The organism is Nonomuraea sp. NPDC003727, from assembly GCF_053586935.1.
Genome location: NZ_JBSFNE010000005.1, coordinates 455020 through 480157 on the forward strand (window position 1 = coordinate 455020; position 25138 = coordinate 480157).

The following is a 25138-nucleotide window of genomic DNA, read 5'->3' on the forward strand; positions in this document are numbered from 1 at the left end:
CCGTATCGTCCCGACCCTGACTTTCGTCAGGTCGACCGGGTGCACCTACCCCCACCCCTGCCGGGGGCCTGAGCCCATTCTCGCGCCACGACCCCGCCTCTACCGTCGAGGAACAGCACGTCACACGCACACCAGGGGGTTGTCGACCATGGGTGAGGTCACCCGCAGGGGATTCATCGGCACCACGGCGGCGGTCGGCGGCGGGGCGGTCACGGCGGCCCTCGGGTCCGTCGCGTCCGCCGCGGCGCTCGATCCCGTCGCGTCCGCCATGTCCGCCGCGACCACGGGCGGGCCGCCGTTAGGACCCGTCGTCGTACGGCCCGGCGACCCGCGCTACGAGGACCTGGCGGTCCGCCGGACGAACCAGCGCTTCACGCCCAGACCCGAACATTTCCACGTCGTGGGCTCGACCGAGCAGGTCGTCAAGGCGGTCGGCGACGCGGTCCGCGCGGGCCGCCGCGTCACCGTCCGCAGCGGCGGGCACTGCTACGAGAACTTCGTCGGCGAGGGCGCGCAGGTCGTGATCGACCTGTGCGAGATGTCCGGCGTCTCCTTCGACGAGCGGCGCGGCGCGTTCGCCATCGAGGCGGGCGCCACGCTGATGCGGACCTACCGCACGCTCTACCTCGGCTGGGGCGTCACCATCCCCGGCGGCCAGTGCGGGGGCGTGGCCGCGGGCGGCCACATCGCGGGCGGCGGCTACGGCCCGCTGTCCAGGCGCGACGGCCTGACCGTCGACTACCTGCACGCGGTGGAGGTCGTGGTGGTCGACCGCGGCGGCAGGGCGCGCGCGGTGGTGGCGACCAGCGACCCCGCCGACCCCAACCACGACCTGTGGTGGGCGCACACCGGCGGCGGCGGGGGCAACTTCGGCGTCGTGACCCGCTACTGGATGCGCGACCCGGGGGCCAGGGGGAACGACCCGAGGCGGCTGCTGCCGCGCCCGCCCGCCGAGGTGCTGTCCGGCGTGGCCATCTGGTCGTGGGACGGCATGACCAAGGAGTCGTTCCGCAGGCTGCTGCGCAACCACGGCGAGTGGCACGAGCGCAACAGCGCGCCCGGTACCCCCGCCGCCTCCCTGTGGGGCTCGCTGCTCATCCCCGGCCGCAAGGCGGGCGCCGACCCCGGCGGGATCATCCTGCCCACGCAGGTCGACGCCGCCGTGCCGGGCGCCGAGAAGCTGCTGCGCGACTACTTCGCGGCCGTCGCCGACGGCGTCACCCCCGGGGTGATCGTCCCGCCGTTCCAGCGGATGCCGTGGTTCCAGGCGGTCCGCACCCTGTCGCTCGGCGAGGCCACCGAGTCGGGCCGGTACAAGGGCAAGTCGGCCTACCTGCGCAGGCGCTTCACCGACGAGCAGGCCGACGTCGCCTACGACCACCTCGGCACCGCGGGCGAGGTCTCCTCGAACGGCTTGCTGTGGCTCCTGTCGTACGGCGGGCGGGTCAACACGGTGGACCCGGCGGCGACCGCCACGGCGGAGCGCTCGTCGATCCTCAAGATGATCCACCTGGCGGCATGGGACGAGACCCAGGACGGCGCGGACCACCTGGCGTGGGTGCGTCGGCTCCACCGCGAGACGTTCGAGGCCACGGGAGGCGTGCCGGTGCCCGGAGGCAACTGCGGCGGCGCCTACATCAACTACCCGGACATCGACCATGCCGACCCGGCGTGGAACACCTCGGGCGTGCCCTGGTCGACGCTCTACTACGGGGACAACTACGCCAGGTTGCAGCGGGTGAAGGCGCGCTGGGACCCGCGCGACGTCTTCCACCACGCGCTGTCGGTCCGCCCTCCCGGCGGCTCCTGACCGCTCACGCGGCCCGTCCCGCGAGTGGGGGGCGCCCGGCTGGGTAGGTCACGCTCCCCGGCCGTCCCGCGAGCGGGCGGGGCTCCTGACCGGTCACGGCCCCGGCGTCCCGCGAGCGGGCGCCGGGGCGGGTCCGCCGGCGGGTCAGCCGCTTCCGTCCAGGTTCTGCAGGAAGCGGGCGGCCACGGGCGCGGCCACGGCCGCTCCTGCCCCCGCACCCTCGACGATCACCGCGAACGCCAGGTCGCCGTGATACCCCACGAACCACGAGTGCGCGGGCGGCTCCTTGCCCGAGCCGTACTCCGCCGTCCCGGTCTTCCCCGCCGACCCGGCGGGGAACCGTACGGCGTGGGCGGTCCCCTCGGAGACCACCGCCGGCATCAGGTCGCGCAGTGCCCGCACCACCTCGGGCTCCAGCTTGCGCGGCCCGGAGCCGCCCGGAGGCACCAGGTCGGCCGGGACGAGCCGCGGGGGCCGCCAGGTGCCGTTCGCGATGGCGGCGGCGACGGCGGCCATGTTGAGCGGGCTGGCCAGGACCCGGCCCTGGCCGATGGCGGCGGAGGCCAGGTCGGTGTCGTCCTTGGGCTCGGGGTACTCCGCCCGTACGGCCGGCACGCCCGGCATGATCGGCGCGCCGAAGCCGAAGCCGGCCGCCACCTCGCCCAGCCGTCCGCCCTTCAGCGACGAGACCGCCATGGCGCCGAAGGTGGTGTTGCACGAGTGGGCGAAGGCGTTCCTGAACGACAGCGTCCCGTAGTCGTGGAATCCGGCGTTGTGGAAGGGGAAGCCGCCGATGTTCTGCTCGGGCGGGCACTTCACGGTCTTGTCGGGCGCGACGCCGTCGGCGACGAGGGCGGAGGCGGTGACGACCTTGAAGGTGGATCCCGGCGGGTACTTGCCGAGCAGCGCCCGGTTGAAGCCGCCCGGCTTGTTGACCGCGGCGAGGATCTCGCCGGTCGAGGGGCGCAGCGCCACCAGCGAGGCGGGCTTGGCGACGTCGTCGAGCGCTTCGGCGCCGGCCCGGTGGACGCGCAGGTCGATGGTGGTCTTCAGCGGCGTGCCCTCGGTGGCGCCCTTCTCGGCCACCGTCTCGACCCGCCTGCCGTCGCGGTAGAGGTCGAGCCTGGTGGAGGAGCTGCCGGTCAGCCGGTCCTTGTAGGTCTGCTTGAGCCCGTCGACGAGCTGCTGGACCGAGCCGGGCGCGTCCGTGCCGTCGATGCGCCTGCCGTCGGCGGAGCTGATGGCGGCGGTCTCCGGGTCGGAGACCTCCAGCTTGAAGACGGCCCCGCGGCCGAGCTCCGGGTGGACGGTCGTGGGCGACCAGTCGACCTGCCACGTGCCGTCCCATTCGCCGACGTGCAGCCGGCCCTGGTAGGTCCAGTCGACGGCGCCCTTCAGCCGGGCGGTGAAGGGGACGACACGGCCTTCCTCCAGCTCCTTCACGTCCTCGCCCACCTCGAAGGCGGCGGAGGTGATCCGGAGCTCCTTGAAGAAGCTCTGGTAGGTCGTGGTGAAGTCGGGCGGGGGCGCGTGGACGAGGGCCTGCATGGCCGGGTAGTCCCGCCTGGACCAGGCGGCGAGGAACGACTCCGCGGTCTCCTCGGGGGAGCCCGCGGTGCGCGTCACCCAGATCACCCCGCCCCCGACCAGGAGCGGCACCAGGAGCCCCGCGGTGACCAGCGGCCACCGTCTCCTGCGCCTCCGCTCCGATCTGAGGTTGCTGAGTTCGTGCATGCGGGCGAGCAGACCAGACGCCGGACCGTCCTGTCCAATAGGGATATCAGCCCTGTATTCATTCGATTTGCGATATGGTCGCAGGTCGTGGACCTTGTGCGGCACCTCTACTACTTCACGGTCGTCGCCGAAGAACGTCACTTCGGCAACGCCGCGATCCGCCTCGGCATGGCCCAGCCCCCGCTCAGCCAGCGCATCAAGCGACTGGAGGAGGAGCTGGGCGTGCGGTTGTTCGACCGTTCGTCCCGTCATGTCCGGCTCACCGAGGCGGGGCGGCTGCTGCTGCCCGAGGCACGCGAGGTGATCGCCCGCGTCGAGCGCCTGCGCGAGCTCGTCCGGCACGGCGAGGCCCGCACGCTCAAGGTGGCCCTCCCTCCCGACCTGGGAGCGACGGCCATCGCCGCTCTCGTGGCCCGCTTCCGCGAGGAGAACCCGGAGCTCCGGCTGGCCCCCGCCGAGATGTGGACGGCCGACCAGGTGGCCGCGCTGGCCGAGGGCACGATCGACGTCGGCGTGGTGCGCCATCCCGTCACCGCGCCGGGTCTGCGCTTCGGCGAGGTGCTCGTGCAGGCTGCCGGCGTGCTGCTGGCCGAGGCCGACCCGCTGGCCGTCGCCTCCAGCGTGCACCTGCAGGACCTGGCCGACCGGGAGCTGCTGCTGTTCCCGCAGGAAGGCGAGCCCGGCGCCCACGCCGAGACGCTCGCCGACTGCCGCAGGCACGGCTTCGTCCCCGCGGAGGTGCATCATGGGATCGGGCTGGGGCTGGTGCTCGCGGGCTCGGCGGTGGCGTTCGGCCCGCGCGAGGCCGAACGGCTGGCGCCGGAGGGAGTGATCTGGCGGCCGCTGCTGGGCTCGCCGCTGATCTGGCGGGTCTCGACGGCGTGGCGGGCGGGGACGCCCGAGGTGGCGGCTTTCGCGGCGGTGGCCGTACAAGCGCTGAAGGAGAGTGGCGGGATGGCCGAGGAGGGCGTCGCGCCCGCACGGCAGGTCAGGAGGCGTCCGGCGATGGGTTTCCTGGCATGAACATGGAGGAGGTCTTCCGCCGGGCGGGCGTGGCCGGCTGGCTGCACGCGACCGACATCGACGGCGACGCCGAGGTGTCCTACCGCGCCGACGAGCTGGTGCCGATGGCGTCGGTGTTCAAGCTGCCGGTGCTGGTGGAACTGGCCAGGCAGGCCGACACCGGCGTGCTCGACCCGCGCCGGCACGTGACCGTCACCACGCGTACGGCCGGCGACACGGGCGTGGGCGCGATGCTCGACGACGTCACGATGTCGCTGCGCGACCTGGCCTACCTGATGATCGCGGTGAGTGACAACACCTCGGCCGACGCGGTCGTGGCCGGCATCGGGCTGGAGAGCGTCAACGCCATGCTCGACGCGTTCGGGCTCCGGCGGACGCGGGTGATCGACGACTGCGCCGCGCTGCTGGCCAAGCTGAAGGAGGACGCCGGCTCCGAGGTGCCGATCGCCGACCCCGAGACGCTCGCCCGGCTGCGGGTGCTCGACCCCGCCGCCACGAACCGGACCACGCCCGAGGAGATCACCAGGCTGCTCGCCATGATCTGGCGCGACGAGGCCGCCTCGCCCGCGCAGTGCGCGTGGATGCGGCGGCTGCTCGGGCTGCAGGTGTGGCCGCACCGGCTGTCGTCGGGCTTCCCGTACGACGACGTGGCGGTCAGCGGCAAGACGGGCACGCTGCCGACGATGCGCGCCGAGGTGGGTGTGGTGGAGTATCCCGACGGCGGCCGTTACGCGGTGGCCGTCTTCACCCGTTCCTTCAGCCCCGCGCTCAACCAGCCGCGCGCCGACGCGGTCATCGGCACGGCCGCGCGTATGGCGGTGGACCACCTGCGCGCGTAGGGGGATGTGTGGGCGGCGATGATGACTTTCCACTCTCGCGACGACAGGATGGGACACATGGTTGCTGAAGGTGCACTGCTGTGGGAGCCGACGCCGTCCGTGGTGGCGAACGCGAGGATCACCCGTTATCTGTCCGGCGTCGGGCGCGCGGACTACGACGACGCATGGCAGTGGTCCGTCGAGAACCCCGAGGAGTTCTGGACGTCGATCTGGGACTACTTCGGCGTGATCGGTGAGCGTGGTGACGGGCCCGTCATGACTGGGACGATGCCCGGCGTCGAATGGTTCACCGGCAGCTCGCTCAATTACGCGGAGAACGCCCTCAGCCGCGAGGACGGCACCGCCGTGATCTTCCACGCGGAGGACGGCACGCGCCGTGTCATCACCATGGCCGAGCTGCGCGAGGAGGTGGCACGGGTCAGGCGGGGCCTGGCCAGGCTGGGTGTCGGCAAGGGCGACAGGGTCGCCGGCTACCTGCCGAACATCCCGGAGGCGCTCGTCGCCTTCCTCGCCACCGCCTCGCTGGGCGCGATCTGGTCGGCCGGATCTCCCGATTTCGGGGTGCCCAGCATCGTGGACCGTTTCACCCAGATCGAGCCCAAGGTGCTGATCGCCGTCGACGGCTACCGGTACGGCGGCAAGTCCTTCGACCGGTCGGCCGCCGTCGGCGAGATCGTGGCCGCGCTGCCGTCCCTGCGCGCGACCGTCTGGATCCCCTACCTCGCCGCGGCACCGGGCGGCCGCCCCCCGCGGCCGGCCGCGCCCGCCGCCGAGCACCCGGCGCCCGCCGCCGCGCTGCCGCAGGGCGAGGTGCTCGGCTGGGAGGGGCTGCGCGCGGAGGAGGGGCCGCTGGAGTTCGAGCGCGTGCCGTTCGGCCACCCGCTGTGGATCCTGTACTCCAGCGGCACGACCGGGCTGCCCAAGCCGATCGTGCACGGGCACGGCGGCGTCGTGCTCGAACACCTCAAGTCGCTCTCCTTCCACCAGGACCTGGGGAAGGGCGATGTGTTCTTCTGGTACACCACCACGGGCTGGATGATGTGGAACTACCTCATCGGCGGCCTCCTGGTCGGATCCACCGTGGTGCTGTACGACGGGGCGCCCACCGACCTGTGGGCGATCGCGGCGGCCGAGAACGTCACGTACTTCGGCACCGGCGCGCCGTACATCGTCTCGTGCATGAAGGGCGACAAGCGGCCCGCGGGCCTGACGGCGCTGAAGGGCATAGGGTCCACCGGATCGCCGCTGCCGCCCGAGGGGTTCGCCTGGCTCACCGAGGTGCTGCCCGGCGTGCCGGTGGGCTCGTTCTCCGGCGGCACCGACGTGTGCACCGGCTTCGTGGGCGCCACGCCGCTGCACCCGATCCGCGCGGGCGTCATCCCCTGCCGGTCGCTGGGCGCGCGGGTGGAGTCGTTCGACCCCGCCGGCGAGCCGGTCATCGGTGAGGTGGGCGAGCTGGTGCTGACCCGGCCCATGCCGTCCATGCCGGTGATGTTCTGGAACGACCCGTCGGGCGAGCGGTACCGCGACAGCTACTTCGACGTCTACCCGGGCGTGTGGCGGCACGGCGACTGGATCAAGATCGACCAGGACGGCAGCTGCGTGATCTACGGGCGGTCCGACTCCACCCTGAACAGGGGCGGCGTGCGGATGGGCACCAGCGAGTTCTACCGGGTGGTCGAACGCTTCCCGGAGATCGCCGACAGCCTGGTCATCGACACGGGACAGCTCGGGCAGGAAGGGCGGCTGCTGCTGTACGTGACGCTGGCCGAGGGCGAGGTGACGCCCGAGCTGGAGGCGCGGCTGAAGGCGGCGCTGCGCGAGGAGCTGTCACCCCGGCACGTCCCCAACGAGATCATCGCGGTGCCCGGCATCCCGCGCACGCTGTCGGGCAAGAAGCTGGAGGTGCCGGTACGGAAGATCCTCCTCGGGACACCCGTCGAGCAGGCCGCCAACCGCGACGCGATGGCCAACCCGGAGGTGCTGCAGCACTTCAAGCCCTGACCGGGCGGGCCGTGGCGCGGTGCCGTTCCCTGAGGCCCGCGGTCAGGCGCGGGCGGCACCGGTCCCGCGGTCAGGCAGGGGCGGCGCCGGTCCCGCGGTCAGGCAGGGGCGGCGCCGGTCCCGCGGTCAGGCCGGGGCGGCGCCGGTCCCGGGGTCAGGCAGGGGCGGCGCCGAAGAAGGGCAGGCACGGCTCGAGGCCGTGGATCGAGACGTCCCCGGCAGGAGTCCAGTCGGCGCGGGACAGGCGGAACCGGAGCTGCGTGGCCGTCGTCCCCTGCCGGTTGAGGATCGCGATGCCGTCCTCCCGGTAGCCGAGCTTGCGCGTCACCCCCAGCGACGCCGCGTTGTCCTCGTACGCCCCGGTCGTGGCGTACCGCGCGCCCAGCCCCTCGAACGCGAAGTGCAGTGCCGCGCGCCGCATCTCGGTGCCGATGCCCTGCCCCTGGAAGCGCCGCCCGAGCCACGACCCGGTCCCCACCTCGCGGGTGATCGCGAAGTCCGTGGCCGTCACGCCCTGCACGCCGATCACCTCGCCGTCGAGGAAGACGCCGAACTCGCACGCCCACGACTCCGGGGTCCACGCGCCCCACACGCGGAACTGGTACTGGACAGCGGCGCGGGCGCGCTCGGCGGGCGGCGCGTCCGTCCACGGGACGAAGAACGGCATGAACCCCGTCTCGTGGACGCCCTCGGCCGCCCGGTCGCCCAGCGCGTCGAGCTCAGCGATGCTCGGCAGGCGCAGCTCCAGCCTGGGTGTACGGACGGCCAGGTCGAAGATCGGCAGGTGGCGCATGCCGGTCATTATCGCGCCCGGGCCCGATGAAGATCATCCCATTATCGAAGATCGCCGGTCACACCCCTTGGGGCAGGGCGAACAGCCGGCCGGGGTCGTAGGCCGCCTTCACCGCCGCCAGCCTGGCCGCGTTCGCCCCGTAGTAGGCCTGCCGCCACTGCGTGATGTCGGGGTCGATGTAGTTCACGTACGCGTGGTCGCCGAGGTAGGGCCCCATCGCCTCGCGGGTGCCGCGCAGCCACGCCCGGTCCGAGCCCTCGGCGTAGTACTGCACGCTGAACAGCGCCTGCCGGTGGGGGAAGGCGGTCGCGTCGGACCGCACCCTGCCGATCGCCCCGCCCATGGCGTCCAGCAGCACCGAGTGGCCGCCGGGGCGCGCGACGCGTGCCGCCAGCTCCTTGGCCCCCTCGGTGGACAGCTTCGCGTAGCCGAGATGGGAGGTGGCGACGAACGCCTCGCGGGGCATCCGGCGGCACTGCGCGACCGTCTTGCCGGCGCAACCTGCCATGATCATGTTGGCCTGCATGGTGGTGCGTTCCACCACGTACCGGGACGACGGCGTTCCCGCCGCCCTGACCAGGCCGTCGAGCAGCTTCGCGCAGGCCGTCCTGCCGCCCACGTAGAGCCCGGCGACCTGTACGTCGAGGTCGCCGCCCGCGCGGGTGAGGTGGAGGGTCGACCACATGGCGTCGGGGGCCGCCGGCGCCCACGACTGCCACGCCTTCACCACCGACACCGCCTTCGACCAGGGCCAGTGCAGGAAGAACACCGTGACGTCCCCGACCGGGTGGGTGCGGAAGGTGAAGGAGACCGCCACGCCGAAGTTGCCGCCCCCGCCGCCCCTGCACGCCCAGAACAGGTCGCTGTGGTTGTTCTCGTCGCAGGTCAGCACCCGCCCGTCCGCCGTCACGATGCGCACCGACTCCAGCGCGTCACAGGTCAGGCCGTACTTCCTGGACACGACGCCGATGCCGCCGCCGAGGGTGAGCCCGGCGATGCCGACCGTCGGGCAGCTGCCGGCGGGGATGCCGACGCCCCTGGCGTGCAGCCCGTCGTAGACGTCGATCAGCTTGGCGCCCGCGCCGACGGTCGCCAGGCCCGAGCGGTAGCTGACGGTGTTCATCCGCGACACGTCGACGACCAGGCCAGGGCCCGTGGACCAGCCCGCGTAGGAGTGGCCGCCGGAGCGGGAGGTGAGCGGGACGCGCTCCCTGCGCGCGAAGGCCAGGCACGCGGCGACGTCGGCCGGCGTGGCGCAGTAGGCGACGCCGCGCGGCCTGACCGTGTCGAAGGTGGGGTTGTAGAGGCGGCGGGCGGCGTCGTAACCGGCCTCGCCCGGCCGTACCAGCCGACCGTCGAGGCTCCTGCCCAGCGCCGTCCAGTCGGGCGCGCTCGCGGCCGGAGCGGCCACGGCGGAGGACGTGCCCAGCGCGCCGAAGGCGGCGGTGCGGAGGAAGCTGCGGCGGTCCATGTGATCTCCCTGTAGTCCTGCTGAACCGAAGGGTGAGACGCACGAAAGGAGCGGCCGGTTGGTCACGTTCCTATCACTGGCCCGGCACCAGCCGGAGGGCGAGAGCAGGACACATCTCCACGGCCCTCCGTGCCTCCCTGCCCATCCACCCTGGCACCTGCCGGAAGGACGGGTAGCCGTGGCCGTCCAGCTCCACGAACTCCGGCAGCAGGTGCGCGCACAGGCCGTGGCCCTGGCAGCGGGTCCAGTCGACGTCGAGCCGGTAGCGCGGCTCCTGCCCGGCCTCCTGCAGCGGCAGCGCGCCCCGGACGGGCCGCCCGCACGAACCGCGCTCCTCGTGCCGCTCGACGTCGGCGGCGAAGGCCTCCAGGGCCGACAGCACGAACCTCGCGGTCCCGTCGGGGTGGAAGCAGGCGCCCCTGCGCTCCACCGTGCGGACGGCGCGCCGCACCTCGTCGGCCGAACCGGCGCCCTCGGTGAGCGCGCACAGCGCCCTGGCCACCTCGGGCAGCCCGAGGCGGCACGGGCCGCACTGCCCAGACGACTGCGCGGACAGGTAGGCGGCGACCCTGGCCACCTCGCCGAGCGGGCAGGTCGTCGCGGGCAGCGGCACCACGATGCCGGCTCCCAGCACGCCGCCCGCCAGCCGCATCCCCTCGCGGGAGACCACGGCCGCCTGCGCGGCCCGCGCGCTCAGCCACGCCCCGTGGTAGCCGCCGACCAGCACCCCCTCACCCGGGTCGAGCCCGCACTCCTCCAGCACGGTGGCCAGGGGGACGCCGGTCATCACCTCGACGACCGCCTCGCCGCCCACGGTGAGCAGGACGGTGCCCGGCTCGCGCGGCGTGCCCACCTCGGCGTACCCGATGGGGCCCAGCTCGGCCAGGACGGCGAGCTGGGCGAAGGTCTCCGCGTTCGACAGCAGCGTGGGCAGGCCGCCGACGCCCTCCTGCGTCGCCCTGCGCCGCCGCCCGGCGGGGACGGCGTCGAGCCCGTTCACGCCGCGGACGAGCGCGCCGCCCTCCCCGCTGATGAACCGTTCGGGCAGGCCGGCCACGCGCATCCGCCCGCCGTACCGCTCGGCCGCCCCCGACACGGTCGCCGCGCGCCGTTCCTCCATGGCCGCGATCATGGACGCGTGCGCCACCTCCCCCTCGACGGCGGCGACGACCACCTCGCGCGCCCCCAGCGCCTCGGCCGCCAGGAGCGCGCCGTCCAGCACCAGATGCGGGGCGCGGACCAGCAGCATCGCGTCCTTGGCGCTGGCGGGCTCGCCCTCCACGGCGTTGACCAGCACCACCCGCTCGCCGGGCGCCACCGCGCGGAGCTTGCGCGCGAAAGGGAAGGCGGCCCCGCCGCGACCGCGCAGGTCCACTCCCTCGGCCATGGCGATCAGCGCGTCGAGGTCGCGACGTGCCGGCTCGCCGTGCAGCGCCCGGTGCGCGGGCAGGTCGAGCCGCCTGCAGTGGTCGAGGCCCGCGGTGAGCCTGGCGGGCGCCAGCCGCAGCACGCGCGGCACCCGGTGCGGGATCATCCCGCCCTCCTTCGGCGCAGGTCGTCGAGGCTGACCAGCTCGCCCACGACCAGCTCGCCCGCCACCCGCTCGCCCACCCTGGGCTCGGCCACGGCCTCCGGAACGGCAGGCGGCCGGCGCAGCGTCGCCACCGCCCTGACCAGCAGCGCGGACACGACCGCCGCCAGACAGCCGACGTAGGACCACGCCACCCACCCGGCAGGCGTACGGCCCGCGGTCAGCCCGTGCAGGACGGCGACCGGCCAGGCCAGGTAGGCGGCGCCGTGCAGCACCCGCCACAGCCACGGTCGAGGCGTGCGGGCGAACCAGCCGCGTGCCATCCCCGTCGTCGCGGCCAGCGCGAACAGGGCCAGCGCCGCCAGCCCGGTCAGCGAGGACGACTTCAGCGCGGCGTGCGCGAGCAGGAAGCCCATCCCCGCCGCCGCCGCGACCCGGTGGACGAGCTGGGCGCGGACCCGGTTGGGCGGGGTGAGGAAGACGCGCTCGGTGGCGACCAGCCCGAGCGCGACGGTGGCGGTCAGCGTGACGAGGGCGAACACGCCCACGTAGAACTCCAGGAAACCAAGGCCGCCGGCGAGCAGCTGGATCCCGCGCTCGGTGCGGGCCAGCGCGACGGCCGACAGGATCAACGCCGTCAGCGACGCGGTGGCGCCCAGGCGCAGCCGCCTGGTGTCCAGCCCCGCGTGGCGCGGCTGCTTGCGGTGAAGCATCGATTCCCTCCCAGGAGATGGGTGAGGTGTGCCGCCCGGGAAGTCGTCGACAGACGAGCTAGACGGACGAGCTAGCAGCGCCGGCCGCGGTTGATGCAGTTCACGGCGAAGGCCATCAGCCGGTCCGGCATGACGTTGGCGAAGTCGGCATGGTCGGTGACCGGGTTGTGCAGCTGCTCGGGAAAGGCGTCAAGGGCGTAGGACGGGCCCTGCGGGACGCTGTAGGCGAGGATCATCCGCAGCTGCGGGATCGCCCTGGCGCCCTGCGGGCAGGCACCGCCCTGACCGGGGAAGACCACGTGGGTCCGGTGGTTGGCGCTGTCGGTGTTCTGCCCGTCCCAGCAGCTCGGGAAGTCCAGCACGCGCAGCACCAGGCTGCCGCGCGGGCACAGCGGGTACCTGGTGGTGACGCGGTCGGTGAAGCCGGCGCACGTCCACGCGGCGCGCGCGTTGGCGCCGCCGTTCGTGGCCGCCTTCGCGTCACCGGTGATCATCCGGAGGAAGCGGGGCATGACGCTGACCCGGCTCGCCGCGTTGCCGCGGAACTGCATGATCACCTGGCGGGGGCGCAGCACCTGGCCCACGTTGCCGTCCGGGTCGCCGACGTTGTCGTCGATCTTCCTGTTCCTGAGGACGGGCCAGAAGTAGGTGGACCTGTCGCCGAAGCGGCACGTGGTGCCCGCCGCGGCCAGCGACTGGTCGGTGGAGAAGGCGTCGGTGGACAGGTTGCCCACGTAGTCGTGCAGGTGGTGGGCGCCGTTGGAGACGCCGGGCGCGACGATGAAGTTGTCGGGGTTGTTGTGACGGTTGCCGTTCGTGCCGCACTGGGAGACGAACGTGCCGCGCGAACCGGACCTGGGGCCCGCCAGGATGTCGCCGCCCGGCGGCACGGCGCGGATGTCGACGAAGTCGGTCACGAACGGGCCGAGGTCGGCGCAGTCGTCGCCGCCCTGCGACGCGGTGGGGGAGGGTGCGGGGCGGGAGCGAAGCTGGTCCTGCCGGTTCTGTTCGGGGTGTCCGGCGGGGTCGCAGTGGTCGGCGAAGGCGGGAAGGGCGGGGATGACGGCCGCGGACACCATGCCGCCGGCCACCAGGGCCAGCGACGACATGGCCGCGGCCAGCCGTCTGGATGCGATCACTGGTTCTCTCTCCTTGAATCGGCCGCCGCCATGGCGACGGGAGCGGGCGAAGGCGTCGGAGGTTCGGGCAGCGCCTCGTAGTCGACGAGCCCCGTGCTCTCCAGCAACGTCATGTGCTTGAGCACGAACGCGTTGGCCGTCGTGGCGAACTTCCTGATCTCGTCGTTCCTGGTGCCGGCCCGGACCAGGGCGATCACGCTGAAGACCTTGCCGTGGGCGGCCCGCAGCAGGTTCGCGAAGTCCTTGTCGTAGGCGGCGCCGCTCTCGGCGGACAGCTGGGCCATCCAGCGCTGCTGGTCGGGTGTGGGCTGGCTGGGCAGCACCACGCCGAGGCGGGAGGCCACCGCGATGACCTCCTTGTCGAGCTTCAGATGGTCCTCGACGAGGTGCTTGCCGACGTCTTTCACCCGCCGGCTGAGCGCCCGTTGCTGGGCCTGCTGCCCTGTGGGGATCTCCCACAGTCCCGCCTGCCGTACCTTGATCAGCAGATCCTGGTCGGAGGTGGTCGGCGCCACTGGCGAGGTGAGGGCGGCGGGCCCCGGCACGACCAGCAGCACCGTGACCGCGGCCGCCACGGCGAAGCCGCCCAGCAGGAGCAGCTCGCCGGCGGCGGGCATGCGGCGTAGAAGCCTGTGCATGGTCGGAGGTACGCGCTTCCGACCGCCGGAGTTCACGGCAAGTGACGAGATAGTCAGAAATGACTGGAGTTATCGGAGTGGCTACCGAGGCGATAACGAAGGTGTAAAGATGTGCCCCGTGCTAGGTCACCTCGACGACATGGAGCACCGAATACAGGCGCTCTATGAGCAGTTCGGCGGGCCTTTGCTCCGCCACGTGCGCAAGACCACAGGAAACGACCTGCAGTGGGCCGAGGACGTCGTGCAGGAGACGATGGTCAGGGCCTGGCGTCATTCCGACCGGCTGCAGTGGGAGCCCGGTCTTGTCTGGGCGTGGCTGCTCACCGTGGCCCGCCGCATCGTGATCGACGGAAGGCGCCGTAGAAGCGCCCGGCCGCCCGAGGTCGAACCGCCCGAGGCGGACACCGTCGCCGTCTCCGACGGCTGCGATCGGGCGCTGTCGGCGATCGTGGTCGCCGACGCGCTGCGCGGCCTGTCGCGAGAACACCGTGAGGTCATCGAGCAGACTTATCTCAGGGATCGTACGATTAGTGAGGCGGCGGAGATTCTGGGGATCCCGCCGGGCACGGTCAAGTCCAGGCTCTATTACGGGATCAGGGCTCTGCGGGGGCTGCTGCGGGACAAGGGGGTTGCCGGCTGATGCATCCAGAGGTGGCGGCGTACGTGCTCGGAGTCCTTGACGAGGCGGACCTTCCGTCGTTCGAGCGCCACCTCGACTCGTGCGCGCGTTGTCAGGCCGAGCTGCGGGAGCTGCAGGAGGTTCCCGATCTGCTCGACAGTCTCAAGCTCCAGGCCACGGCGTCAGAGGACGACGACCCCCCGATACCGACGTCACGTTGACGTCTGTGGGCTTTTCGGGTGATATCGGGTACGTCCGGTCAACGAGGACCGGGCTTGTGGGGGAGGTGCCCGGTGGTGGGGACAGGAGCGATGCCTCCTGACCGGAGTTTCGGCGAGGAGGGCGCACGCCTGTCCTACGGCGGCTACCTCCGGCTCCCCAGCCTGCTCGAGCAGCAGCAACCCCAGTCGTCCGTGCCTGACGAGCTGCTGTTCATCACCGTCCACCAGGTCTACGAGCTGTGGTTCAAGCTGCTGCTCCACGAGCTGGAGGGCGCCAGGACGGCGATGACGGCGGGTGAGCTCTGGCATGCCAGACATCTGTTCAAGCGGGTTCACGCCGTCGAGCGTGTCCTCGTCGAGCAGGTGGAGGTCCTGGAGACGATGACCCCCCAGGACTTCCTCGAGTTCCGCTCGAAGCTGGCACCGGCCAGCGGCTTCCAGTCGGTCCAGTTCCGCGAGCTGGAGTTCCTGTCGGGAGTCAAGGATCCCCGGTTCCTCGAGCGGGTACGCGCCGGCGACGGCGAACTCGCCAGGCTGCGCAGGCGGCTGGAGGAGCCCACCCTGTGGGATGCTTATCTCACCGCCCTCTCCCAGCGCGGCCTCCCGGTCTCCGACGAGGAGGTCATGGCCTCGTTGCTGGTCGTGGCGAGGGACCGCCGGTCGTACGACGACCTGTGGCAACTGGCCGAGGATCTGCTCACCCATGACGAGACGTGCGCGCTGTGGCGCATGCGTCACGTCCAGATGGTCGAACGGCAGATCGGCACCAAGTCGGGCACTGGCGGCTCGACAGGCGCGCCGTACCTGCGGGAACGTACGCGCTTGCACTATTTTCCCCTGCTTTGGGAACTAAGAGGCTGGTTGTGACCAGCATCCGATATGGCGAACCCTCACAAAGGAGTGAGAGCGAAATGCCGCTCGACGAGGCCAAGGACGAGCTGCTCCAGAACGCCGCGCAGATCTGCGCGGCGGGCAGCGGAGACCACGGGAGCCCCGAGGAGGCTCTGGCCTACCTGCGCGTGTACTACCGGCACGTGGCGGCCGAGGACCTTCTCGACCGTGATCCTGTCGACATCTACGGCCCGGCGATGTCGCACCGGCAGCTTGCCGAGGTGCGACCGCAGGGCAGGGCGCTGGTGAGGGCCTACACGCCCTCCGTCGAGGAGAACGGGTGGGACCCCGGCCACTCCGTCGTCGAGGTGGTCACCGACGACATGCCGTTCCTCGTCGACTCGGTCACCATGGAGCTCGACCGGCACGACATCGGCGTCCACCTGGTGGTCCACCCGCAGCTGCGGGTCCGCCGCGACATGACCGGCCGCATCCTCACCCAGGAGCAGGAAGCCGTCACCGGCATGATGCTGGTCGAGTCGTGGATGCACATCGAGATCGACCGGCAGGCCGACCCCGCGGTGCTCAAGTCGCTCGAGACCGAGCTCCAGCGCGTGCTGTCCGACGTACGGCACGCCGTCGAGGACTTCCGCAAGATGCGGTCGGTCGCCGTGCAGACGGCCGAGGACCTGTCGATGAACCCGCCGCCGCTGGAGCCCGCGGAGGTCGAGGACAGCATCGACCTGCTGCGCTGGCTCGCCGACGGGCACTTCACCTTCCTGGGCTACCGCGAGTACCGGCTGGAGGCGTCCGAGCAGGGCGACGCGCTGCGCGCGGTGCCCGGCGCCGCCCTCGGTATCCTGCGCGACGACAAGCCCGGCTCCCAGAGCTTCTCCGCCCTGCCGCCCGAGGTGCGCGCCAAGGCCCGCGAGAAGCAGCTGATGATCATCACGAAGGCCAACTCCCGTGCCACCGTGCACCGGCCCGCCTACCTCGACTACGTCGGGGTCAAGGTCTTCTCGCCCGAGGGCGAGGTGATCGGCGAGCGCCGCTTCCTCGGCCTGTTCACCCACGTGGCCTACAACGAGTCGATCTCCAGGATCCCCGTCCTGCGGCGCAAGCTCGCCGAGGTGCTCGACAAGGCGGGGCTGACCCCCGAGAGCCACGACGGCAAGGACCTCATCGAGATCCTCGAGACCTACCCGCGCGACGAGCTGTTCCAGACGCCGGTGGACGAGCTGCTGCCGATCGCGCTCGGCGTGCTACGCCTGCGCGAGCGCAAGCAGGTCAAGCTGTTCATGCGGCGCGACGACTACGGCCGCTACATCTCGTGCATGGTCTTCCTGCCGCGTGACCGTTACACCACCAAGGTCAGGCTGCGGATGCAGGACGTCCTGCTCAAGGCGCTGGGCGGTTCGTCCCTCGACTACAGCGCCATGATCGGCGAGTCCGCGCTGGCCCGGCTGCACGTCGTCGTCCGCGGCGAGCGCGGCACGCCGCTGCCGCACTCCGGCGTGGACCTGGAGGAGCTGGAGTCCAGGCTCGCCGCGATCACCAGGTCCTGGGAGGACGACCTCGCCGCGGCCATCGGCGAGATGACCTCGGAGGAGGAGGCGCCGCGGCTCGTCAGGCGCTACCACGCCGCCTTCCCCGAGGGCTACAAGGCCGACTTCCCGCCGAAGATGGCCGTGGCCGACCTGCGCCGCCTGGAGGAACTGGCCGGCAAGCCCGACGACGAGATCGGCCTCAACCTGTACGAGCCCTTCGACGCGGGCGAGGGCGAGCGGCGGCTGAAGATCTACAAGCTCGGCGCGCCGATCTCCCTGTCCCACATGCTGCCGTTCATCCAGCGGCTCGGCGTCGAGGTGGTCGACGAGCGGCCGTACGAGATCGACCGCGACACCGACCCCGCCACCAAGAACGCCTGGATCTACGACTTCGGGCTGCGCTACACACCGTCCCCGGACGTCGACCGCAACGACTTCAAGCGGCTGTTCCAGGACGCCCTGCGCGCGCTGTGGACCGGCGCCGTGCAGGCCGACAACTTCAACGCCCTCGTCCTGGCCGGCGGCCTGACCTGGGAGCAGGTGGAGATCCTGCGGGTCTACGCCAAGTACCTGCGCCAGGCAGGCAGCACCTTCAGCCAGCGCTACATGGAGCGCGTGCTGGTCAACAACGTACGGCTGGCGCGGCTGCTGGTGCGGCTGTTCGAGGCCAGGCTCGACCCCAAGCGCTCCGACGACGTGCGGGCCGACCTCAGCGCGGCGCTGGACGAGGAGATCCTGGGCGCGCTCGACGAGGTCGCCTCGCTCGACGAGGACCGGATCCTGCGGGCCTACCTGGAGATGATCCAGGCGACGCTGCGGACCAACTACTACCAGCGCACGCCCGACGGGCAGCGCAAGCCGTACATCTCGCTGAAGGTCGACCCGCAGGCGATCAGCGTGCTGCCGTTGCCGCGTCCGCGCTACGAGATCTTCGTCTACTCGCCGCGTGTCGAGGGCGTCCACCTGCGCTTCGGCAAGGTCGCCCGCGGCGGCCTGCGCTGGTCCGACCGCATGGAGGACTTCCGCACCGAGATCCTCGGCCTGGTCAAGGCGCAGATGGTCAAGAACACCGTCATCGTGCCCACGGGCTCGAAGGGCGGCTTCGTCGTCAAGCGCCCGCCGGCCTCCGGCAAGCGCGAAGAGGTCATGGCCGAGGGCATCGCCTGCTACCGGATGTTCATCTCCGGCCTGCTCGACCTCACCGACAACCTGGTCGACGGCAAGGTCGTGCCGCCCGCCGACGTCGTACGGCACGACGGCGACGACCCCTACCTGGTCGTCGCGGCGGACAAGGGCACGGCGACGTTCTCCGACATCGCCAACAGCGTCTCGGCCGAGTACGGGTTCTGGCTGGGCGACGCCTTCGCCTCCGGCGGCTCCATCGGCTACGACCACAAGGCCATGGGCATCACCGCGCGTGGCGCGTGGGAGTCGGTGAAGTACCACTTCAGCACCACGGGCGTCGACATCCAGAGCACCGACTTCACCGTGGCCGGCATCGGCGACATGTCGGGCGACGTGTTCGGCAACGGCATGCTGCTCTCGCAGCACATCCGCCTCGTGGCCGCCTTCGACCACCGCCACATCTTCGTCGACCCCGACCCGGACGCCGCCCGTTCCTTCGCCGAGCGGCAGCGCCTGTTCGAGCTGCCGCGCAGCTCGTGGGCCGACTACGACCCCGAGCTGATCGCGGCCGGCGGCGGCGTCTTCCCGCGTACCGCCAAGTCGATCCAGATCACCCCGCAGATGCGGGACGCGCTGGACATCCCGTCCGACGCGATCTCCATGACGCCGAACGACCTCATCAGCGCGATCCTGCGGGCCCCCGTCGACCTGCTGTGGAACGGCGGGATCGGCACCTACGTCAAGGCGTCGTCCGAGTCGAACGCCGACGTCGGCGACAAGGCCAACGACTCGCTGCGCGTCAACGCGAACGACCTGCGCTGCAAGGTGATCGGCGAGGGCGGCAACCTGGGCTTCACCCAGCTCGGCCGCATCGAGTTCGCCCTGAACGGCGGGCTGGTCAACACCGACTTCATCGACAACTCGGCAGGCGTCGACACCTCCGACCACGAGGTCAACATCAAGATCCTGCTCGACCAGGTGGTGCGCGACGGCGAGCTCACCGACAAGCAGCGCAACCAGGTCTTCACCTCGATGACCGAGGAGGTCGCGGGCCTCGTCCTGCGCGACAACTACGCGCAGAACGTCGTCCTCGCCGCCGCTCGCGCCCAGGCGCCGGAGATGCTCCACATCCACGCCCGCTACCTGCGCCGCCTGGAGCGCGACGGGCTGGTCAACAGGGAGCTGGAGTTCCTGCCGTCGGACAAGACGCTCGCCGAGCGCCGCCAGCAGGGCATCGGGCTCACCGCGCCCGAGTTCTCCGTCCTGCTCGCCTACACCAAGCTGGTCGCCGACGCCGAGCTGCTCGGCACCGACCTGCCCGACGACCCGTACCTGGCCTCGTGGCTGGTGTCGTACTTCCCGTCCGCCCTGCGCGAGCGCTTCCGCAGCTACATGGACGCCCACCCCCTGCGCCGCGAGATCATCACCACCTGCGTGGTGAACGAGCTCGTCAACTCGGCCGGCACCACGTTCATGTTCCGCTTCGGTGAGGAGACCGGCGCCTCCACCCAGGACATCGTCCGCGCCTACCTGGTGACCAGGGAGGTCTTCGACCTGGCCAGCTTCCAGCGCGGCGTCGAGGCGCTGGACAACAGGGTCGACACCCGTACCCAGCTGGCCATGCTTCTGGAGGCGCGCAAGCTCGCCGAGCGCGGCACCCGCTGGCTGCTCAGCAACCGGCGTCCGCCGCTCGACCTGGCGGCCTCGGTGAACTTCTTCGTCAAGGGCGTCGACGGCCTGCTCACCCACCTGCCGAAGCTCCTGACCGGGCCCGACCTGCTGGCCTACGAGGAGCGCCGCGACAGCTTCGTGGCCCGCGGCGTCCCGCTGGAGCTGGCCGAGAGGGTGGCGGCCATGGTGCCGGCCTACTCCACCTTCGACCTGGTCGAGATCTCCTCGCTGACGGGCCGCCCCGTCAACGAGGTCGCCGAGGTCTACTTCGACCTGGCCGACCGGCTCCAGCTGGCCCGCCTGCGCGAGCGCGTCATCGCGCTGCCCCGGGACAACCGGTGGAACTCGATGGCCCGCTCGGCGCTGCGCGACGACCTGTACGCCGCGCACGCCTCCCTCACCCACGACGTCCTGGCGCACAGCACGCCGGGATCGTCGCCCGAGGAGCGGCTGGCCGCCTGGACCGAGGTGAACTCGGCGGCGGTCTCCCGGGCCAAGCAGACGCTGTCGGAGATCTGGGAGAGCGACAACTTCGACCTGGCGACGCTGTCGGTGGCGCTGCGGGCGGTCCGCACGCTGGTGGCCACGAGCAGCCTGCCGCCGCACGCCGAGCCGGAGTCCTGACGGGCTGCGGTCATGTGCCCGGGGCGCGTACCCGCGTCCCGGGCTGCTGCCGGCCGGGCCGTACGGGGTCGGGGACGTGTCCGGTCGGCGCTGTGGTCAGGGGTGCGCCGGGGGCCGACGTTCGGCCCTCAGCTCGGCCAGCACACGGGCCAGCTCGTCGCGCTCCCGCGTGACCTCGATGAGCCGGAGCTGCAGGTCGAGGATGAGGCGTATGGCCGGCAGCGTCATCCCCTGGTCCATCATCACCACGACCTGCTGGATGCGGCCGATCTCATGGCGGCTGTAGCGGCGTTGCCCGCCGGCCGAGCGCTGGGGCGAGACCACCTGGTGGTCGTCGATGCGGCGCAGGAACGCCTGCTGCACCTGGAGCATCGAGGCGACCTGACCCACCGTGAACAGCGCCGCGTGCTCGTCGTCGAAGGGCAGGTTCATGGTCGTTCCTCCTGGTGCCGACTGGCCGCGGGCAAAGACGGGCGGCCCCGCCGCGGTGCCGTTCACCGCGACGGGGCCGCGCCCGCTCCGTCCCGTGTGTCAGCTCTTGATCGCTTTGTAGGTGTCGCCGGTCTGCTGGACGGCGACCTTGCGCGGCTTGGCGCGCTCGAGCACCGGGATCCGGACGGCCAGCACGCCGTTGTTGTAGGCGGCTTCGACGGTCTCGGCGTCGAGGTGCTCCGACAGGTAGACGCGCCGGGTGAAGGTGCCCATCACCCGCTCGCGGACGAAGACGCGCTCGTCCTCACCGAACTCCTCCTCGCGTCGCGCGGTCACCGTCAGGACGCCGCGGTCGACGGTGACCTCGATGGAGTCGGGATCGATGCCGGGCAGGTCGAACCGCAGCACCACATCGTCGGCGCGGCGGATCCCGTCCATCGGCATGATCGCACCGCTGCCCTGGGCGGTCTGGCGGGTCAGGCGGTCGAACTGGCGCTCGAACTCCTGCACGAACGGGTCGATCGACGTGAGCAGCATCGTGTCCACCTCCGAAGATCCCCGGGGCCTCCTGGTCACCCGGGATGCCTGTCCTCCAAGAGGAAACCTACAACTCCGATTGTATCTTTTCTCCATGTGTCGTTGTCAATAATGGGGCGTTCGGCCGCCGTCAAAAAGGACATGAGCGCGACCGGGCGCCCCGATAGCCTGGCGGGCGTGGACCACACTCTCGTGACCGATCGCCTCACCCTGACCCCGGTGCGCCCCCAGGAGCACGCGGAGCTGCTCGTCCACTGGACCGACCCGGACGTGCGGCGGTTCCTGTTCGACGGGGCCGTCCTGTCGCCGGCCGAGGTCACCGAGGTCATCGAGGAGAGCGTCCGCGGCTTCGCCACCGACGGGTACGGCCTGTGGCTGGTGCGGGAGAAGGGCAGAACCGATCTGGTGGGTACGGCAGGGCTCCGGCCGCTGGAGGACCTCGGCCCCGAGATCGTCTACAGCCTGGCACCCGGCGCCTGGGGCAAGGGTTACGCCACCGAGGCGGCCCGCGCCGTCGTCGAGCACGCGCTCGGCGACCTCGGCCTTCCCGAGGTGCTGGCGGAGATCGACGAGGGCAACGCCGCCTCCGTCGCGGTCGTCGAACGGCTCGGCATGACCGCCTTCGAGTCGGTGCCCGGCCTGCTCGGCCCGATGACGCGCTACCGCAGAACCCCCTGACCCGCGCCCATCCCCGGAGTGGAACACGGGTTTGCCGGTGTCCGGCTCGCCGTGCTGTCATGACAGGCTGTGACAGCGCTTCGCGCCCTCGTGCGCCCCGACGACTACCCGCTCTCTTCCCGCTACGACCCCGCATGGCTGGTCGGCCTGGACATGGGCCCCAACCCGCTGTGGCTGCTCGAGGACCTGTCCCGCGACCTCGACCTCAAGCCCGGCATGCGGGTCCTGGACCTCGGGTCGGGGATGGGGGCGACCTCGGTGTTCCTCGCCCGCGAGTTCGGCGTGGACGTCGTGGCCGCCGACCTGTGGATCGCCCCGGAGAAGGCCGAGGCCGTCTTCGCCGAGGCGGGCGTGGCCGGCCAGGTGAAGGCGGTCGGGGCGGAGGCGCACGCGCTGCCGTTCGAGAAGGAGTCCTTCGACGCGGTCGTGAGCATCGACGCCTACGAGTACTTCGGCACCGCCGACAGCTACCTGGCCTACATCACCCGCTTCCTCAAACCCGGCGGCCGGCTGGGGATCGCCACCCCCGGCATGACCCGCGAGGTCCGCGACATGGGCGCCATCCCGCCGCACATCAAGGAGCTGGTCGGGTGGGAGGCCATCGCCTGGCACACCGCCGAGTGGTGGCGCTTCCAGTGGGAGATCACCGAGCTGGTCACCGTGACCTCGGCACGCCTGCAGCCCGGCGGCTGGCACGACTGGCTGCTGTGGACACGCGCCTGCCTGGAGCACGGCGCCACCGACAGGGACGCCGCGGAGCGGACCATCGCGATGCTGGAGGCCGACCAGGGCAGGTATCTGTCCTTCGCCCTGGTGACGGCGGTCGTCACCCGTTGACCGTGGCGACGGCGCGGACGAGCTCAGCTGCCGGTGGCCCGCGTGATCGCGCCGTCGTAGCCCACCACCGTGGCCGCGGCGGCGCGCGGCACCACGGCGACGTACTGCTGCGTCTCGTAGATCTTCAGGGTCTGCCGGTAGGAGCCGGTCAGCGCCCACCGTCCCGAAGGCGGGACGGGCAGGTACGGGCTGACGAACAGCATGTTGTTCATCGACGTCGTGCGCAGCAGGGAGTACTGGACCAGCGCGCCGCCGTCGGCGGTCCGCAGCGCGTAGACGGGGTACTCGGCCGCGCTGAAGATCGAGTCGTAGCGGAACCCGTCGGTCTTGGCGGTCCTCCGGTTGTCGGCGATCGCCGTCGCCGTCTCGGTCGTGTAGGGGCCGGGCGCGACGAGGTTGGCCGCGATGCCCGCCGGGCCGCGTTCGGCGATGGTGGCGTGGAGCGGGGCGACGTATCGCGGGCTGATCTGGACGCTCTGGTCGTCGAGACCGACGACCTCGGCGTAGCCGGCCGCGTCGCGCTTGACCTCGGGCAGCTTCTGCCCGGGGAACAGCAGTGACAGCGAGCTCAGCCGCCAGTCGGTGCCCTTGGCGAAGGTGAGCACGGCGGTCTGGTCACCGCGCGGGACGACGGCGGTGAACCACAACGGCTCGTCGGGACGCAGCCGGGGCACGAGGAAGGACGGCGTGCCCCAGGTGTAGCGGACCGGACTGTCGCGGGTGGAGGCGTACTCGGCGTTGACCAGATCGGTGCGGCCGTCGCGGGTGATCTCCCTGGCCAGCCGCCTGTCGCCGGCGGCGCGCAGCAGGTTGTCGGTGAGGACGTACTCGTTGAAGGCGTTGGCCGCCTCGCTCAGCGACACGCCGGGAGCGGTGGTGGGAACGGCGCTGACGGACGAGGTGGCCGCCACCGGCGAGGGCTCGGGAGCGGCAGAGCCGGAACAGCCCGTCACCGCGGCCAGCAGGCCGACGGCGAGAGCCGGCCATCCCCGCCACCCGTATGCACGCACCTGGCCATGTTATGGGGTGCGCACAGGTCGCGTACCCTTGGTAGACGTGGCAGACATCGATCCGGCAGAAGAGATCAACGCGCTCGCGGGCACGCTGCGGAGCATTCAGGACGTTCTCGACCTCGACTCCATGCGCAAGCAGATCGAGGAGCTGGAGCAGCAGGTCGCCGCGCCCGATCTGTGGGACGACCCTGAGCAGGCGCAGAAGGTCACCAGCAAGCTGTCCCACCTGCAGGGCGAGCTCAACCGCGTCGAGGCGCTCGGCCGCAGGATCGACGACCTGAGCGTCCTGTTCGAGCTGGCCGCCGAGGAGGACGACGCCGACACCAGGGCCGAGGCCGACAAGGAGCTGGCCGCGCTGCGCTCCGACATCGGCGCGATGGAGGTCCGCACGCTGCTGTCGGGCGAGTACGACGCGCGTGAGGCGCTCGTGACCATCAACTCGCAGGCGGGCGGCGTCGACGCGGCCGACTGGGCGGAGATGCTGCTGCGCATGTACCTGCGCTGGGCCGAGCGCAAGGGCTACGCCACGGAGGTCTACGACACCTCCTACGCCGAGGAGGCGGGCATCAAGTCGGCGACGTTCACCGTCAAGTCGCCCTACGCCTACGGCACGCTGCGCGGCGAGCACGGCACCCACCGCCTGGTCCGCATCAGCCCCTTCGACAACCAGGGCCGCCGCCAGACCTCGTTCGCCGGCGTCGACATCGTGCCCGTCGTCGAGCAGACCGACCACATCGAGATCAACGAGGACGACCTGCGCGTCGACGTCTACCGCTCCAGCGGTCCCGGCGGCCAGGGCGTCAACACCACCGACTCCGCGGTGCGCATCACCCACATCCCGACGGGGATCGTGGTCTCCTGCCAGAACGAGCGCTCCCAGCTGCAGAACCGCGCCTCGGCGATGAACGTGCTGCAGGCCAAGCTGCTCGAGCGCAAGCGGCAGGAGGAGGCGGAGAAGATGTCGGAGCTGCGCGGCGCCTCGACGACGTCGTGGGGCACCCAGATCCGCAACTACGTGCTGCACCCGTACCAGATCGTGAAGGACCTGCGCACGGGTCACGAGGCGGGCAACCCGTCGGCGGTGCTCGACGGCGACCTCGACGACTTCATCGAGAGCGAGATCCGCTGGATGCGCCGCCAGGAGACCGCGGAAGCCTAGCCGCCCGCGTTCCCGTGGCTGCGTCTTCACGGCACGCACGGGAGGGCGCCCCCGTGCTCACCGGCGGGCGCCTGTCCAAGGGACGCTCCTCGAGCGGCGCCCCTTCCCGCCGTCACGGCGCCCCTCAACAGGCGTCGATCCTCACGCGC

The 25138-nt window shown here is 71.5% G+C and carries 21 protein-coding genes; 11 read left to right on the plus strand and 10 right to left on the minus strand.

The window, feature by feature from the left end:
* Positions 1–148: 148 nt before the first annotated feature.
* Positions 149–1810: a BBE domain-containing protein gene (locus ACWDLG_RS16285; protein ID WP_449920503.1), complete on the plus strand. Its 1662-nt coding sequence runs from the start codon at positions 149–151 to the stop codon at positions 1808–1810.
* 144 nt (positions 1811–1954) lie between these two features.
* Here the strand turns inward: ACWDLG_RS16285 and ACWDLG_RS16290 are convergent, their stop codons facing one another.
* Entirely contained in the window at positions 1955–3544 is a 1590-nt protein-coding gene (locus ACWDLG_RS16290) for a penicillin-binding transpeptidase domain-containing protein (protein ID WP_449920506.1), read from the minus strand.
* 87 nt (positions 3545–3631) lie between these two features.
* On the opposite strand from ACWDLG_RS16290, the gene ACWDLG_RS16295 reads away from it, so the two are divergent.
* Genes ACWDLG_RS16295 through ACWDLG_RS16305 form a run of 3 tightly spaced genes read left to right on the plus strand, consistent with a single transcriptional unit; the run spans position 3632 to position 7410 of the window.
* Positions 3632–4567, plus strand: coding sequence for a LysR family transcriptional regulator (locus ACWDLG_RS16295; protein ID WP_449920509.1), 936 nt, complete (start codon positions 3632–3634; stop codon positions 4565–4567).
* A complete protein-coding gene (locus ACWDLG_RS16300; RefSeq protein WP_354911213.1) occupies positions 4564–5406 on the plus strand; it encodes a serine hydrolase in 843 nt (280 codons plus the stop codon). Before ACWDLG_RS16295 ends, ACWDLG_RS16300 begins: the two co-directional genes overlap by 4 nt.
* A gap of 57 nt (positions 5407–5463) precedes the next feature.
* Positions 5464–7410, plus strand: coding sequence for an acetoacetate--CoA ligase (locus tag ACWDLG_RS16305; protein WP_449920513.1), 1947 nt, complete (start codon positions 5464–5466; stop codon positions 7408–7410).
* 154 nt (positions 7411–7564) lie between these two features.
* Here the strand turns inward: ACWDLG_RS16305 and ACWDLG_RS16310 are convergent, their stop codons facing one another.
* The 6 genes from ACWDLG_RS16310 to ACWDLG_RS16335 all read right to left on the minus strand — a co-directional run bounded on the left by ACWDLG_RS16310 (position 7565) and on the right by ACWDLG_RS16335 (position 13695).
* Positions 7565–8203: a GNAT family N-acetyltransferase gene (locus ACWDLG_RS16310; protein WP_449920514.1), complete on the minus strand. Its 639-nt coding sequence runs from the start codon at positions 8201–8203 to the stop codon at positions 7565–7567.
* A gap of 58 nt (positions 8204–8261) precedes the next feature.
* Positions 8262–9674, minus strand: coding sequence for an FAD-binding protein (locus tag ACWDLG_RS16315; RefSeq protein WP_449920517.1), 1413 nt, complete (start codon positions 9672–9674; stop codon positions 8262–8264).
* 73 nt (positions 9675–9747) lie between these two features.
* Entirely contained in the window at positions 9748–11208 is a 1461-nt protein-coding gene (locus tag ACWDLG_RS16320) for an NADH-ubiquinone oxidoreductase-F iron-sulfur binding region domain-containing protein (RefSeq protein WP_449920520.1), read from the minus strand.
* Complete coding sequence (locus ACWDLG_RS16325) at positions 11205–11918, minus strand: hypothetical protein (RefSeq protein WP_449920522.1); 714 nt, start codon at positions 11916–11918, stop codon at positions 11205–11207. The genes ACWDLG_RS16320 and ACWDLG_RS16325 overlap by 4 nt, the downstream gene beginning before the upstream one ends.
* 71 nt (positions 11919–11989) lie before the next feature.
* Positions 11990–13057: a DUF1996 domain-containing protein gene (locus ACWDLG_RS16330; protein WP_449920524.1), complete on the minus strand. Its 1068-nt coding sequence runs from the start codon at positions 13055–13057 to the stop codon at positions 11990–11992.
* A complete protein-coding gene (locus ACWDLG_RS16335) occupies positions 13054–13695 on the minus strand; it encodes a DUF4142 domain-containing protein (RefSeq protein WP_449920526.1) in 642 nt (213 codons plus the stop codon). Before ACWDLG_RS16335 ends, ACWDLG_RS16330 begins: the two co-directional genes overlap by 4 nt.
* Positions 13696–13804: 109 nt before the next feature.
* Here ACWDLG_RS16335 and ACWDLG_RS16340 point away from each other — a divergent pair, with 109 nt between their 5' ends.
* From ACWDLG_RS16340 to ACWDLG_RS16355, 4 genes are all read left to right on the plus strand, one after another.
* Positions 13805–14335, plus strand: a complete 531-nt coding sequence (locus tag ACWDLG_RS16340) for a sigma-70 family RNA polymerase sigma factor (protein ID WP_354911232.1) — start codon at positions 13805–13807, stop codon at positions 14333–14335.
* Entirely contained in the window at positions 14335–14535 is a 201-nt protein-coding gene (locus ACWDLG_RS16345) for a zf-HC2 domain-containing protein (protein ID WP_449920528.1), read from the plus strand. Before ACWDLG_RS16340 ends, ACWDLG_RS16345 begins: the two co-directional genes overlap by 1 nt.
* Positions 14536–14625: 90 nt before the next feature.
* Positions 14626–15402 carry a tryptophan 2,3-dioxygenase gene (locus ACWDLG_RS16350; RefSeq protein ID WP_449920530.1) on the plus strand — a complete coding sequence of 259 codons (777 nt, stop codon included), beginning with the start codon at positions 14626–14628 and terminating at the stop codon, positions 15400–15402.
* A gap of 44 nt (positions 15403–15446) precedes the next feature.
* Positions 15447–20333 carry an NAD-glutamate dehydrogenase gene (locus tag ACWDLG_RS16355; RefSeq protein ID WP_354911239.1) on the plus strand — a complete coding sequence of 1629 codons (4887 nt, stop codon included), beginning with the start codon at positions 15447–15449 and terminating at the stop codon, positions 20331–20333.
* A 96-nt stretch (positions 20334–20429) separates the two neighbouring features.
* Here the strand turns inward: ACWDLG_RS16355 and ACWDLG_RS16360 are convergent, their stop codons facing one another.
* Both ACWDLG_RS16360 and ACWDLG_RS16365 read right to left on the minus strand, forming a co-directional pair.
* Positions 20430–20765: a MerR family transcriptional regulator gene (locus ACWDLG_RS16360; RefSeq protein ID WP_354911241.1), complete on the minus strand. Its 336-nt coding sequence runs from the start codon at positions 20763–20765 to the stop codon at positions 20430–20432.
* Positions 20766–20864: 99 nt separating this feature from the next.
* The gene (locus ACWDLG_RS16365) at positions 20865–21302 is read right to left on the minus strand and encodes an Hsp20/alpha crystallin family protein (RefSeq protein WP_354911244.1); all 438 of its coding nucleotides are present in this window, start codon (positions 21300–21302) and stop codon (positions 20865–20867) included.
* A 177-nt stretch (positions 21303–21479) separates the two neighbouring features.
* Here ACWDLG_RS16365 and ACWDLG_RS16370 point away from each other — a divergent pair, with 177 nt between their 5' ends.
* Both ACWDLG_RS16370 and ACWDLG_RS16375 read left to right on the plus strand, forming a co-directional pair.
* Complete coding sequence (locus ACWDLG_RS16370) at positions 21480–21980, plus strand: GNAT family N-acetyltransferase (RefSeq protein ID WP_354911246.1); 501 nt, start codon at positions 21480–21482, stop codon at positions 21978–21980.
* 69 nt (positions 21981–22049) lie between these two features.
* Complete coding sequence (locus ACWDLG_RS16375; RefSeq protein WP_354911249.1) at positions 22050–22817, plus strand: SAM-dependent methyltransferase; 768 nt, start codon at positions 22050–22052, stop codon at positions 22815–22817.
* A gap of 23 nt (positions 22818–22840) precedes the next feature.
* On the opposite strand, the gene ACWDLG_RS16380 is transcribed toward ACWDLG_RS16375, so the two are convergent.
* Positions 22841–23827, minus strand: coding sequence for a hypothetical protein (locus ACWDLG_RS16380; protein ID WP_449920535.1), 987 nt, complete (start codon positions 23825–23827; stop codon positions 22841–22843).
* A 46-nt stretch (positions 23828–23873) separates the two neighbouring features.
* Here ACWDLG_RS16380 and prfB point away from each other — a divergent pair, with 46 nt between their 5' ends.
* The gene (gene prfB, locus ACWDLG_RS16385) at positions 23874–24989 is read left to right on the plus strand and encodes a peptide chain release factor 2 (RefSeq protein ID WP_354911253.1); all 1116 of its coding nucleotides are present in this window, start codon (positions 23874–23876) and stop codon (positions 24987–24989) included.
* Positions 24990–25138 lie beyond the last annotated feature (149 nt).